Source organism: Secundilactobacillus sp. MJ173 (assembly GCF_059704265.1).
Genome location: NZ_BAAKGN010000013.1, coordinates 1 through 14,492 on the forward strand (window position 1 = coordinate 1; position 14,492 = coordinate 14,492).

Genomic DNA, 14,492 nt, shown 5'->3' on the forward strand with positions numbered 1-14,492 from the left:
ACCAAATCAATGAGATTTGGTGGACTGCTTCGTTGACTAAGCTAGTTAATGAACTAGTAGTTGGTAACGGACATCGCTTGTAGCAGCTCTGCCAGTTCAGTGGGTGACTCAACCGTCTGATCAGGAATAAAGTCTGATTTTGGCATTTCTAAGTGCCGATGGTTAAACCAAAAGGCATGCCAACCAGCTTTTTTAGCGCCAACCATATCCTTTTCAAAATTATCACCAATGTAAACTACTTCATTCGCCTGCAAATTCAGCTGACGGCTAAAGTGGGTAAAAATTCTTGGATCTGGTTTTCGTAGGCCTACTTCATCAGAAATGACGACGTTTTCTTTCTTAACCCATTGCTGAAGATCAAGATGGGAAAACTTTTCAGATTGCGTGTTACCTTCACCGTTTGTGATCACACCTAATTCATAATGCTGTTTTAGGAGTGGCAGCTGTGCTTGAATATCTGAGAATATGGTAATCTTTTGGGCTTCTGCACGGTAACGGTCGCAAAAAGCCAGCCATACTGAATTTGTTAACGTTGGTAAATCATGTTGCGTTAGCACATCATTAAGACGACTAAAAACATGGTTCATAGTTAAGGTTTCTAACTTTGCGACTCGATCATTCATGTGTTTAAAGGCCTTGAAAAGGTCGGTTAACACGTGACCGGAAACCGCGGGGTCGTTCCAGACTGAAGCTAGCGCCTGCTGAAACGGTCGTTGTTGATCATAAAGTGTATCGTCAAGATCAAAAACGATAGCTTTGAGCATAATCGGTTCCTCCTCGAAGTTCTGCGAAGTGTAGTGTAACATGAATGTAACATTTAATTCAAATTTTTTTTACTTTTGACTGGCTAAGGGTTGCTATGAACGTTTAAAACGGGTATACTAATTTTCGGCTGATTGCCACAATTCACACTCTGAGTAATATATTAAGCAGTGCTCGCGAGAGTTCTTAGTATAGATGACCTCAGGGGAGGAAAAAAACTTTGATGGAGGCTATTTCATGGCTGTTATTACAATGAAACAATTACTTGAAGCAGGTGTCCACTTCGGTCACCAAACTCGTCGTTGGAACCCTAAGATGAAGGATTATATCTTCACTGAACGTAACGGGATCTACATTATTGACTTACAAAAGACGGTTAAGTTGATCGACACCGCCTACAACTTCGTTAAGGATGAAGCATCTAAGGGTGCTGTAGTGCTTTTCGTTGGTACTAAGAAGCAAGCCCAAGATTCTATTGAAGAAGAAGCTACCCGCGCTGGTCAATACTACGTTAACCACCGTTGGTTGGGTGGGACTTTAACCAACTGGAACACCATTCAAACTCGTATCAAGCGTTTGAAGGACCTTAAGAAGATGGCCGAAGATGGTACTTTTGATCGTTTGCCAAAGAAGGAAGTTTCTTTACTGAAGAAGCAAACTGATAAGTTGGAACGTTTCTTAGGCGGTATCGAAGATATGCCTAAGTTGCCTGACGTAATGTTTGTTGTTGATCCTCGTAAGGAACAAATTGCCGTTAAGGAAGCTCAAAAGCTGAACATTCCAATCGTCGCTATGGTTGATACTAACACCGACCCTGATGATATTGATGTTATCATTCCTTCTAACGATGATGCCATTCGTGCCGTTCGCTTGATTACAAGCAAGATGGCTGATGCCGTTATCGAAGGCCGTCAAGGTGAAGACGAAGCCGAAGCTGCTAAAGCAGAATCTAAAGATGCTGCTGACGGCAAGGATGCTTCAGAAAACGCTGCTGAATAGTTTACAACATTTAACATTTGTTAAAAGACCATCAGTGCTTAGGCTGGCTTGAAAATGTGGACCCGCGAGGCCTGATTATTTTCGGGCCAGCCTTTTGTGTTGGTGTTAAGTGACTCACTGCTATTTAATATTAAGGAGGCCATATGATGGCAAGCATTACTGCAAAAATGGTTAAAGAACTTCGTGATAAGACTAGCGTTGGTATGATGGACGCAAAGAAGGCGCTCGTTGCTACCGAAGGTGACATGGACAAGGCGGTTGATTTCCTTCGTGAAAAGGGAATTGCTAAAGCTGAAAAGAAGAGCGGCAACGTTGCTGCTAACGGTTTAGCTCATATTTCTGAAAATGGCAATGTTGCTGCAATCGTTGAAGTTAACTCTGAAACTGATTTCGTAGCTTCTAATGACCGGTTCAAGAACTTGGTTAAGACGATTACTGATTTAATCGCTGCTAACAAACCAGCTGATATGGACGCTGCTTTAGCTTTAAAGAACGATGATGGTCAAACGATCAAAGAAATGATCATTGAACAAACTCAAGTTACTTCAGAACATACAACTCTTCGTCGTTTCCAAGTTGTCGAAAAGAGCGACAGCGAAGTCTTTGGTGCTTACTTGCATAATGGCGGTCAAATTGGCTCATTAGTTGTTCTTGATGGTGCTGATGCTAGTGTTGCCAAGAACGTTGCAATGCATGTTGCAGCGGTTAACCCAGAGTTTACTTCACGTGAAGAAATCCCTGCAGAACGTTTGGATCACGAACGCGAAGTATTGAAGAAGGAAGCTTTGAACGAAGGCAAGCCTGAAAAGATCGTTGAAAAGATGGTCGAAGGTCGTTTACGTAAATTCTTGTCTGAAATCAGCCTTGCTGATCAAGAATTTGTTATGGATTCTGACCAAACTGTTAGTCAATACGTTGCCTCAAAGGGTGGCAAGTTGAAGAGCTTCGTTCGTTACGAAGTTGGTGAAGGTATCGAAGTTGAAACCAAGAACTTTGAAGATGAAGTAAATAGTCAAATTAACGGCTAAACTGACTTTAAAAGGGGGTGTACGTGTAGCGTACGCCCTTTTTTTATGGAATTAAACGGTGATACGACTGTTGGTTGATACCGGATTATGATAGAATTACAAAAGGAAACTAATAGGAGGCTCATGATGACGGATTTAAAGTATAAGCGTATCGTTTTGAAGCTGAGTGGTGAAGCCCTGGCTGGCGATCAAGGATTTGGTATCCACCCACCAGTAATCAAAACAGTGGCAAAAGAAGTTAAGGAAGTATTTGATTTGGGTCTTCAGATTGGGATCGTCGTTGGTGGCGGTAACATGTGGCGAGGCGAATCAGGTGCTCAGATGGGTATGGAACGAGCACAGGCCGATTATATCGGAATGCTTGCAACCATTATGAATGGGCTTGCTCTCCAAGATAACCTTGAAGACATTGGCGTACCCACACGAGTTCAAACTTCGATTGAAATGCGTGCCATTGCAGAGCCCTATATTCGGCGGAAAGCAATTCGTCATTTAGAGAAAGATCGCGTTGTTATTTTTGCCGGTGGAACTGGCAGTCCATACTTTTCAACCGATACGACCGCTGCTTTGAGAGCAGCTGAAATCAACGCTGACGCCATCTTAATGGCCAAAAACGGTGTGGACGGTGTGTACTCCGCTGACCCTAACGTTGATCAGAGCGCCGTTAAATTTGATCATTTGACCCACATGGATATTATTAATAAGGGTCTTCACGTGATGGATTCAACTGCTAGCACGTTGTCAATGGATAACGATATTCCATTGGTCGTGTTTAACTTGAATCATCCAGGAAACATTAAGAAGGTTGTTCTTGGTGAAAACATCGGGACAACGGTAAGGGGGAAATAATATTGGCAAACCCAATTATTGATGAAGCAAGAGATAAGATGAAAAAGGCTGAAGATGTCTTAAGCCGAGAATTTGGTACCATCCGTGCCGGTCGGGCTAACGCAAGTCTGTTAAGCCGTGTAACCGTCCAGTACTACGGTGTTGAGACACCTATCAATCAGGTGGCAGCAATCACCGTTCCAGAACCACGGGTGATCTTAGTAACACCCTTTGACAAGTCTTCACTTGAAGATGTTGAAAAGGGCATTTTGGAGTCAGACCTTGGTATTACGCCAGCTAATGATGGCTCGGCACTACGGTTAGTCGTTCCACAACTAACTGAAGAACGTCGTAAGGAATTGGCTAAACAGGTTAAGGCAGTTGCTGAACAGGGCAAAGTTGCTGTTCGTAATGTTCGTCGTGAAGCAATGGACGCTTTGAAAAAGGGACATAAGAACGGCGATTTCACTGATGATGATGTTCATGATCTTGAAAAACAAGTTCAAAAAGTGACCGACGAAGCTGTTAAGCAAATTGACAAGTTGACGGAAGACAAAGAACAAGAAATTATTTCTGGCTAGACTTGCTTAAACGAAAGGAAATTAAACATGGCAAATGACGATGAAACAGTTGAGATCACGCCTGGCACACCACAATTTGCCAAAATGGTTTTCAAACTGAACAATGCAGTTACCGATGAAAACTTAGCGGTACTCAATTATAACGGTAATGAGTTAACTCAAATTGACGAAGGTGTTTATGCACAACCAGCCTTCGTAAACGATGATTTTAATTTGTTCTTTGTAATCACTCAGTTGATTGAAGAAGATTGGATCGTTGCGTTCTCAAAGGCAACCATTGAAAACGAATCTGAGATCACCGATTTGAGTGAACCCATTCCAACGGGTGAAGGACTGAACATGCTTGGTGAAGTAAGCCCAGATGATGCCAACAATTTACTTCAGTATTTTAATACGTTATCTGATGCTAATCGTGGTGAATGGCGTTTACTTCAGTAGCTTATTTAGATTCTGTTAAATAATCGCTTTAAACAGAGTTGGGATAGTCGACAACTCTGTTTTTTGGTATGATTATAGTTTGAAAGCTAATTTGGAGGTGCCACTTTGTTTTCTTGGCTCAATAATAATAATCAGTCAGAGATGCCTGAAAAAATAGAACTGGATCCTAATAATATTCCCGCACATGTTGCCATTATTATGGATGGTAATGGCCGATGGGCGCAAAAACGTCATCTGCCGCGGATTGCTGGGCATAAGCAGGGGATGAATACGGTGAAGACCATCACTAAAGCTGCTAGTGATCTGGGGATTAAAGTGCTGACGCTTTACGCCTTTTCAACCGAAAATTGGAAACGGCCTACTGACGAAGTGAATTATCTCATGAAATTACCCGTGGACTTTTTTGATACGTTTGTGCCAGAATTGATTAGTAACAACGTGCGGGTCAACGTTATGGGGTACACGGACCAATTGCCTCAGAAGACGCAAAAGGCTGTTGCTGATGCTATCGAAGACACTAAAGATTGTGATGGCATGGTATTAAACTTTGCTTTGAATTATGGCAGTCGTGCTGAGATTACAACTGCCGTGCAAGAAATTGCGCAATCGGTTCAACAAGGACAGCTGAAGCCGGAAGATATTTCACCAGAAATGATCAGTGAACATTTGATGACAGCGTCGTTGGGTCAGTATCAGGATCCGGATGTGGTTATCAGAACCTCTGGCGAAGAACGGATTTCTAACTTTTTACTGTGGCAGATCGCGTATTCGGAGTTTGTCTTTATGGCACCGCACTGGCCTGAATTCACAGCCGAATTATTGACTCAAGCAGTTTATGAGTATCAGCATCGTAAACGTCGCTTTGGCGGATTAACGAAATAGGTGAGTTGAAAAGGAGTTTATAAATGAGACAAAGGGTTATTACAGCGGTAATTGCTTTAATTATCTTCATTCCGATTATTATCGCCGGGGGCGTTTGGGTCGATGTTGCGGCTTCCGTTCTTGGCTTGATTGCACTATCTGAAATATTGGTGATGCGGAAAAAATTAGTTGTTTCCTGGGAAGCAGTCTTATCTGGTATTACTGTGTTATTGATTGTTTTACCGGACTTTTGGCACAACCTTTTGCCAGGTAAGTTAGACCTAAGATTTGTCGTTTACTGCGTTGTCGTGTTACTTTTAATGTACACTGTTTTTTCGAAAAATCGTTTTTCTTTCGATGATGCTGCGGTGCTGACTACCGGTGCCATCTATATTGGGGTTGGTTTTCACTACTTTATTGTGGCGGATGTAGCCAGTTTAACGACGATTTTCTTCGCCTTGTTTACGGTTTGGATCACGGATAGCGGCGCGTATATGATTGGTCGAAAATTAGGTCGTCACAAACTGGCACCGCACATCAGTCCCAACAAAACCTGGGAAGGGTCAATCGGCGGGACGTTAGTTGCCACGATTGTAGTTGCAGTTTACGTTTATTTCTATCCACAAGGCGATTATAGTTGGCTAGTGACCGTATTGTTGACCGTTGTATTATCAGTTATTGGACAAATTGGTGATTTAGTCGAATCAGCACTAAAACGTTACTATGGTGTGAAAGATTCTGGCCGGATTCTACCTGGACACGGTGGTATCTTAGACCGTTTTGATAGTCTTTTGCTGGTGTTACCAGCTTTACATCTGTTAGGCTTTATTTAAACCAGCTGCAACTAGTCTATTACGAAAGGATCGACGTCTGTGATTACGACCATTATTACTTTCATCATCGTATTTGGCCTGATTGTTTTTATTCACGAATTTGGTCACTTTTTCTTCGCCAAACGGGCGGGAATCCTCGTGCGTGAATTTTCAATCGGAATGGGTCCCAAACTGTTTAATTATCGTACCACCGATACAACTTACACGATTCGGCTATTGCCAGTTGGCGGTTACGTTCGGATGGCAGGAGCTGAAGATGATGAAGACGAATTAAAACCCGGGACACCTGTGAGCCTGTATGTGGGTGATAATGATCGGGTGACCCGAATCAATACCAGTAAAAAATCAACCTTATTTAACGGAATTCCCATGGCGGTGACCGCCACTGATCTGGAAGATGAGCTTTGGATCGAAGGCTATGAAAACGGTGATGAGAGTGCGGTTAAACGTTACTACGTTGCCCATGATGCCACCATCATTGAAAGTGATGGCACTGAAGTGAGAATTGCACCGAAAGATGTTCAGTTCCAGTCTGCTAGTTTAGGCCATCGGTTGATGACTAACTTTGCTGGGCCAATGAATAACTTTATTTTGGCCATTATCGTTTATACGATTCTGACCTTTGTGGCCGGTGGTGTCACTAATAACAGTAACCGGGTGAGTCCTACCACTTCCGACGTCACGGTTGCTCGTTCAGCCGGGATCAAAAATGGCGATTATATTACGGAAGTGAACGGTAAAAAAGTCAACGATTGGAATCAAATCGCTGCTCAGATTCAAGATCGCGCACATAAACAGACGACGTTTAAGGTTAAGAGTGGCAATCAGACTAAAACCATCAAGATGGTGCCGGCCGCTAATAAGGCGAATAATAAAACCATTGGGGTTATTGGAATTACCCAGTATCATAATCATGATCTGGAGGCCATGCTGGTGTCGGGCTTTACCCAGACTTGGCAAATGACGGTACGCCTGTTAGCTGCAATCTGGTCAATGGTTTCCGGTCACTTTAGCCTGAATGATTTAGGTGGACCAGTGGCAATTTTCGCCACTACGTCAACTGCGGCTTCAGAGGGAGTTCTCGGAGTCCTCAGTTTTCTGGCCTTCTTATCATTGAACTTGGGAATTGTGAATTTATTGCCAATTCCAGCACTTGATGGTGGTAAAATATTACTTAATGTGATTGAAGGCATTCGGCGCAAACCGCTGTCAGAAAACGTTGAAACAGCAATTACCCTTGTTGGGGTAGTGTTCTTAGTTGTTTTAATGTTACTGGTAACGTGGAACGATATCGAACGCTACTTTATCAGATAAGTTAAATTAAATGGGTAAAAAAGGGGTTTAATTGAGTATGAAACAGTCAAAGTTACTGATTCCAACACTGAAAGAGGTGCCTAGTGATGCTGAAGCGCTAAGTCATCAAATGATGCTTAGAGCGGGTTACATTCGCCAGGTAACTGCAGGAATGTACGCTTATTTACCTTTGGCATTCCAAGTGCTGACGAATATTGAAACAATTATTCGCGAAGAAATGGAAAAAATCGATGCAGTTGAAATGGTTGTTCCAACTGTCTTGCCTGCACAACTTTGGAAGGATTCTGGCCGTTACGATACATACGGGCCAACGTTATTTAAGTTCAAGAATCGTCATGACACGGACTTTATCCTTGGACCAACGCATGAAGAAACCTTCACGACTCTCATTCGTGATAGCATCAAATCATATAAACGATTACCACTGACTTTGTACCAAATTCAAGCCAAGTATCGTGATGAAGAGCGTCCACGCTACGGTTTGTTACGTGGCCGGGAATTCATTATGAAGGATGCCTATTCATTTTCTACTAACTACGACGATTTAGACAAGGTTTACCGCCAAATGGAGGGTGCCTACAAGCGTGTCTTCGATCGAATCGGTTTGAAGTATCGAACCATTATCGGGGATGCTGGCGCCATGGGTGGTAAAGATTCTAAGGAATTCTCTGCCATCGCACCAATCGGTGAAGATACCATCGTCTACGTTGATGAGTCGGACTACGCCGCTAACATTGAAATGGCAACCAATTTATATACACCTAAAAAGTCACACGCTGCTCAAAAGGACCTGGAGAAGGTTGCTACGGGCGATGCTAAAACCATTGATGACGTGGCAGCTAAACTGGATCTTAATGCGGATGACTTAATTAAGAGCATGCTGTATATTGCTGATGAAAAGCCTGTAATGGCATTACTTCGCGGCGATGACGAATTAAACGAAACCAAGCTGAAAAACTTCTTGCACGCTGATTTCTTAGCACCAGCCACCAATGATGATGCTGAAAAGTACCTTGGTGCTTCGTTTGGCGCCTTAGGTCCAGTGGGTGTCGGTGAAGACGTGACCATTGTGGCTGACCGTTATGTTCAAGACATGGTCAATGCTGTGGTGGGTGCTGATGAAAATGGCTATCACTATGTTAACGCCAACGTTGATCGTGATTTCCGCGTGGATGAATTTACTGATATCCGCACTGTTAAAGAAGGCGACATCTCACCTGATGGCGCTGGTAAGCTGAAGTTTACTCGTGGTATTGAAATCGGGCATATCTTTAAGTTAGGTACTCGATATTCAGAATCTCTTGACGCCAAAGTGCTGGATGAAAATGGCCGTTCAGTACCCGTTATTATGGGTTCTTATGGGATTGGTGTTAGCCGTTTGCTATCAGCAATCAGTGAGCAGCAGTCTGACGAACATGGGTTGGTATGGCCACGCGCCATCGCGCCATACGACCTGCACGTGATTCCAGTTAACGTCAAGAATGACGATCAAGTTGAACTGGCTAATCAGTTAACGGATAGTTTGACCGAAGCGGGTTATCGGGTGCTGATCGACGACCGTAAAGAACGTGCTGGTGTTAAATTTGCCGATTCAGATTTAATTGGGTTACCAATTCGAATCACCGTTGGTAAAAAGGCCAGTGAAGGAATTGTGGAGATCAAGATTCGTAAAACCGGTGAAACAGTTGAAGTCAAAGCTGATGAAGTCGGCAATACGGTCGCAATTCTGTTAAAAGAAACTGAAACAGCAGATTCAGAATCTAACAACGATTAATAACTAGTGTGGGATGGGCTCGAGAAAACAAAACAACTTTTGTTTTGTCTCGAGCCCGTTTTACGTTAAAATAGTGGCACTAAGCAAAAAATGAAGGGGGCAGTTTGGTGTGGCCTTAGATCATCAGGCGTTATTTCAAAAACTATTACAGCAACTGCAATTATCAGATTTGGCAGGCCAGCCATTCTTTAAAGGGGCAGCACTGGAGAAACTCACCGTACATGAAAAATCCAAGCGGTGGCACTTTAACTTTAAACTACCAGCGATTTTACCTTTTGAAACATTCACCACGTTTCAGGGCCAGCTGGAAAAAGCGTTTCAGTCCATTGCCAAAGTTGATTTTGAGATTCATACCGATCAAACGGGGCTGGATAATCGGCTGATCGGCGACTATTGGAATTGGGTCGTTCAGCACAGTGGCGTAACGTCACCGTTAATCCAGGAACTTTGTCGCGACCAAGTACCAAAGGTTGAGGATGACCGGGTGATCTTCATGGCTGAAAACGAAGTCGTAAAGAACTTCCTGGTTGATCAAGCTTTAGGTCCAATTGAGGATAGCTACCAAGCAGTTGGCTTTCCTAAATTTGCTATCCATACCATGATTGATGAATCGGCTTCGCAGGCTAAAATTCAAGAATTTAAGCAGAAGAAAGCCCAATCAGATGCTGAACTGGCTCAAAAAGCGGTTGCCGCTATTAAAGTGGCCAATCAAAAGCGCGAAAAACAGGGTGTGGCTGCTGCTAGCGGGCCGGCTGTGATTGGTCGGAAAATCAAGATGGATGAAGAACCCATTCAGTTAGCATCGATTGAAGACGAAGAAAAGTCAGTGATCGTTCAAGGCTACGTCTTTAACAAGGAGATTCGTGACTTGCGTTCGGGACGTAAGTTAATGATTCTTGAAATCACCGATTACAGTTCTTCAATCGCGGTCAAGAAGTTCTCCCGTGACGAAAGTGACGAAGCCCAGTTTGAAGGCTTGAACGAAGGTGACTGGATCAGGGTTCGCGGTAGCGTTCAAGAAGATAACTTTATGCGTGATTTAGTGCTGAATGCCTATGATATCAACCAAGTGACGGTTCCTAGCCGGCAAGATAAGGCGCCTGAAGGTGAGAAGCGAGTGGAATTACACCTGCACACCAACATGAGTACCATGGACGCCACTAACTCAATCTCAGACTATGTTAAACAAGCCAAAAAATGGGGTCACAAAGCCATTGCTATTACTGATCATGCAGGGGTTCAAGGCTTTCCTGAGGCTTACCGTTCCGCTTCCGCCAACGATATTAAGATGATTTACGGTGTGGAGGCCAACCTGGTTGATGATGGTGTACCGATTGGTTATAACAGTGAGCACCGTGCTCTTGAAGGCGCGACGTATGTCATTTTTGACGTTGAAACTACTGGACTATCTGCAATCTATGATCGAGTGATTGAACTGTCTGCGGTTAAGATGCAGGGCAAAGAAGTCATCGATCAGTTTGAAGAGTTTATTGATCCGGGTTTTCATTTGTCAGACCAAACGACTAATCTGACCAGCATCACGGACGATATGGTCCATGGTTCCAAGTCAGAAAAAGAAGTTTTTGAATTATTTAGAGCCTTTTACGGCGACGCGATTATCGTCGGCCATAACGTGACTTTCGATATTGGATTTATGAACGCCGGTTATCAGCGTTACAACATGCCGGAAGTGACGAATCCAATCATTGATACATTAACCTTAGCAAGATTCTTGTATCCCACATTAAAGGGTTACCGGTTAAACACGCTTGCCAAAAAGTTCCACGTTTCGTTGGAACACCATCACCGGGCGATTTACGATGCGGAGTCAACTGGACATTTGAATTATCTCTTTTTGAAGGATGCTGAAGACCGCTATAATATTCAGTATCATGACCAGTTAAATGATCATATGAGTGAAAATGATGCGTATAAGCATGCCCGGCCGTCACACGCCATCATTTTGGCGAAAACTCAAGATGGACTGAAGAATTTGTTTAAATTAGTTTCCAAGTCTAACGTAGATTATTTTTATCGGGTACCGCGGATGCCAAGAAGTCAAATTGAGGCTTTACGAGACGGTTTACTGATTGGTTCCGCATGTGACTCCGGTGAAGTGTTCACTGCGATGATGCAAAAGGGGTATGCCGAAGCACGAAATAAAGCCAAGTTTTACGATTATTTGGAAGTTCAGCCATTGGCGGCGTATAAACCGTTGATTGATTCTGGCTTGATTCAAAACCGAAAGAACCTGGAAGAAATTTTGGCAAACATGGTCAAACTGGGTGAAGAATTAGATAAACCCGTTGTGGTTACTGGTGATGCCCACTACTTGAATCCAGAAGATGCCATTTACCGAAAAATTCTGATTAATTCGCAAGGTGGTGCCAATCCGCTAAACCGGCAAGAATTACCGGATGTTCATTTCCGGTCGACGGATGAGCTGCTGGATGATTACAGCTTTTTGGGTGAAGACAAGGCTAAAGAAATTGTGGTAACTAACACCAATGCCATTGCGGACGAAATTGATGATGTTCATCCGCTGAAAGACAAACTGTACACACCACGGATGGAAGGCGCCGAAGACGAAATCCGTGAACGGACCATGAACACGGCCCATGAGTGGTATGGTGATCCGTTGCCAGAATTAGTTCAGCACCGGCTTGATCGTGAGCTGAAAAGTATCATTGGTAACGGCTTCTCGGTGATCTATCTGATTGCTCAACGGCTGGTAGCTAAGAGTAACAAGGACGGTTATTTAGTTGGTTCCCGTGGTTCCGTTGGTTCTAGTTTGGTGGCCACCATGACGGGGATTACTGAAGTTAATCCGTTACCACCGCATTATCGTTGTCCCAACTGTCAGTATTCGAAGTTTTACACCAAGGGTGAATACAGTTCTGGGTTTGATTTACCGGAAAAGAACTGCCCGAAATGTGGCACTTTGATGATTGGCGACGGCCACAACATTCCCTTCGAAACTTTCTTAGGGTTTACTGGGAATAAAGTTCCTGATATTGATTTGAACTTCTCGGGTGACTATCAACCGATTGCCCATAACTACACCAAGGTTTTGTTTGGTGAGAAGAACGTATACCGGGCGGGGACGATTGGTACTGTGGCTGACAAGACGGCTTACGGTTACGTAAAGGCCTATGAGCGTGATAAGGAAGAACATTTCCGCAACGCTGAAATTGATCGGCTGGCAAAGGGTGCTACTGGGGTTAAACGGACTACTGGACAACATCCGGCTGGAATCATCGTTGTGCCGGATTATATGGATATTTACGATTTCACACCGATTCAATATCCAGCTGATGATCAAAACGCAGCTTGGCAGACCACCCACTTTGATTTCCACTCGATCCATGACAACATTTTAAAAATCGATATTTTGGGGCATGATGACCCAACCATGATCCGGACGCTGCAAGATTTAAGCGGAATCGATCCTAAGACTATTCCGATGGATGATCCTGGTGTCATGGCGCTGTTTTCGGGGACCGAATCCCTACACGTGACGCCTGAACAAATCCAGTCCAAAACTGGGACGCTGGGTGTGCCAGAATTTGGGACCCGGTTCGTCCGGGGAATGCTGGAAGAAACCCACCCTAAAAACTACTCAGAGCTGCTACAAATTTCTGGTTTGTCTCACGGAACAGACGTGTGGTTGGGCAACGCTGAGGAATTAATTAAAAACGGTACGGCAACCATTTCTAATGTGATTGGTTGTCGTGATAACATCATGACCGACTTGATCAACTGGGGAATGGATTCTGAAATTGCCTTTCAAATTATGGAACACGTTCGTAAAGGCCGTGGGATTCCTGATGAATGGCAAGACAAAATGAAAGAGGCAGATGTTCCAGACTGGTACATTGACTCTTGCTTGAAAATCAAGTATATGTTCCCCCGTGCCCATGCGGCAGCTTATGATTTGATGGCCTTGCGGGTGGCGTACTTCAAAGTGTACTTCCCGATGGTTTACTATTCCGCTTACTTCTCAGTGCGGGCAGACGACTTCGATGTTGTTGCCATGTCTCGCGGCAAGGATTCTGTGAAGGCCAAAATGAAGGAAATTAACGATGAGGGAATGGATGCTTCTGCGAAGGATAAGAACTTATTGACCGTCTTAGAATTAGCCAATGAAATGCTGGAACGTGGCTTTAAATTTAAGATGATCGATATCGACAAGTCGGCCGCCAGTGAATGGTTGATCGACGGTGATACCCTAATCGCACCGTTTGATGCCGCTCCCGGTTTAGGCCTGAACGTGGCGAAGCAAATCGTTGCCGCTCGTGAAGATAAGCCGTTCCTGTCAAAGGAAGACTTGGCTAAACGTGGTAAAGTTTCTAAAACGTTGATTGAATTCATGACGGATAATGGTGTTCTTGATGGACTGCCAGACGAAAATCAGTTGAGTCTATTTGATATGATGTAACCAAATGACGCTGAGTCGGCATAGCAGCGCGCTTTCAAGTTTGCTATTAATGTAGCTTTGTGATATTATATGTGTTGTAGATATTTCGGAAAGGAGTGAGCAGCGATGCTCGCTCTTTTTATTGGAAAAATGGTATTGGAGGTAAAAGATTGGATAACGTCGTAGACATTGTTTCGGCTCTAGCGAAGCCAATTGTGGATGCCCATCATTTTGAACTGGTGGACGTTGAGTTTGTTCGCGAGGGTAAAAGTTGGTATTTACGGCTTTACATCGACAAACCTGGTGGCATTACGATTGATGAATGCGCATTAGTAAGTGATGAGTTAAGCGAAAAACTGGATAATATCGATCCCGATCCAATTCCCCAAGCGTATTTCTTGGAGGTATCCTCACCGGGTGCAGAACGGCCGCTGAAAAAAGAAGCTGACTATGAACGGGCGGTTGGTCACTACGTTCACCTTTCGTTCTATCAAAAAGTGAATGGCGAAAAAGCATACGAAGGAACACTGACCTCTGTTAATGATGATGAATTAGGCTTGAAGGTTAATCTAAAGGGTCGCATGAAAGATTTGGTCATTCCAAGAAAAAACGTTGCCAAAGCACGATTAGCAATTAAGTTTTAACAGCTAAAGGAGA

Annotated in this window: 12 protein-coding genes; 11 read left to right on the forward strand and 1 reads right to left on the reverse strand. The window is 43.7% G+C overall.

Features of this window, described 5'->3' with window-relative positions; translation table 11 throughout:
* Positions 1-53 precede the first annotated feature (53 nt).
* Positions 54-764 (reverse strand): HAD family hydrolase, encoded by a 711-nt coding sequence (locus AC6H04_RS01795; RefSeq protein WP_497570070.1) that lies wholly within the window; start codon positions 762-764, stop codon positions 54-56.
* 235 nt (positions 765-999) lie between these two features.
* On the opposite strand from AC6H04_RS01795, the gene rpsB reads away from it, so the two are divergent.
* The 11 genes from rpsB (at position 1,000) to rimP (ending at position 14,479) form a co-directional block, all read left to right on the forward strand.
* Positions 1,000-1,761: a 30S ribosomal protein S2 gene (rpsB, locus tag AC6H04_RS01800; RefSeq protein ID WP_497570071.1), complete on the forward strand. Its 762-nt coding sequence runs from the start codon at positions 1,000-1,002 to the stop codon at positions 1,759-1,761.
* A gap of 143 nt (positions 1,762-1,904) precedes the next feature.
* Positions 1,905-2,789, forward strand: a complete 885-nt coding sequence (tsf, locus tag AC6H04_RS01805; protein ID WP_497570072.1) for a translation elongation factor Ts — start codon at positions 1,905-1,907, stop codon at positions 2,787-2,789.
* 126 nt (positions 2,790-2,915) lie between these two features.
* Positions 2,916-3,638 carry a UMP kinase gene (pyrH, locus tag AC6H04_RS01810; RefSeq protein ID WP_168924289.1) on the forward strand — a complete coding sequence of 241 codons (723 nt, stop codon included), beginning with the start codon at positions 2,916-2,918 and terminating at the stop codon, positions 3,636-3,638.
* Positions 3,639-3,676: 38 nt separating this feature from the next.
* A complete protein-coding gene (gene frr / locus AC6H04_RS01815) occupies positions 3,677-4,198 on the forward strand; it encodes a ribosome recycling factor (RefSeq protein WP_497570160.1) in 522 nt (173 codons plus the stop codon).
* Between the two features lie 27 nt (positions 4,199-4,225).
* Entirely contained in the window at positions 4,226-4,636 is a 411-nt protein-coding gene (locus tag AC6H04_RS01820) for a hypothetical protein (protein WP_497570073.1), read from the forward strand.
* A 141-nt stretch (positions 4,637-4,777) separates the two neighbouring features.
* Positions 4,778-5,518 carry an undecaprenyl pyrophosphate synthase gene (gene uppS, locus AC6H04_RS01825; protein ID WP_497570161.1) on the forward strand — a complete coding sequence of 247 codons (741 nt, stop codon included), beginning with the start codon at positions 4,778-4,780 and terminating at the stop codon, positions 5,516-5,518.
* A 23-nt stretch (positions 5,519-5,541) separates the two neighbouring features.
* Positions 5,542-6,330, forward strand: coding sequence for a phosphatidate cytidylyltransferase (locus tag AC6H04_RS01830; RefSeq protein WP_497570074.1), 789 nt, complete (start codon positions 5,542-5,544; stop codon positions 6,328-6,330).
* A gap of 39 nt (positions 6,331-6,369) precedes the next feature.
* Positions 6,370-7,644 (forward strand): RIP metalloprotease RseP, encoded by a 1,275-nt coding sequence (rseP, locus tag AC6H04_RS01835; protein WP_497570075.1) that lies wholly within the window; start codon positions 6,370-6,372, stop codon positions 7,642-7,644.
* 37 nt (positions 7,645-7,681) lie between these two features.
* Complete coding sequence (locus AC6H04_RS01840; protein ID WP_497570076.1) at positions 7,682-9,418, forward strand: proline--tRNA ligase; 1,737 nt, start codon at positions 7,682-7,684, stop codon at positions 9,416-9,418.
* A gap of 109 nt (positions 9,419-9,527) precedes the next feature.
* Entirely contained in the window at positions 9,528-13,856 is a 4,329-nt protein-coding gene (locus AC6H04_RS01845) for a PolC-type DNA polymerase III (protein WP_497570077.1), read from the forward strand.
* Positions 13,857-14,005: 149 nt separating this feature from the next.
* Positions 14,006-14,479 carry a ribosome maturation factor RimP gene (gene rimP / locus AC6H04_RS01850; RefSeq protein ID WP_098824929.1) on the forward strand — a complete coding sequence of 158 codons (474 nt, stop codon included), beginning with the start codon at positions 14,006-14,008 and terminating at the stop codon, positions 14,477-14,479.
* Positions 14,480-14,492 lie beyond the last annotated feature (13 nt).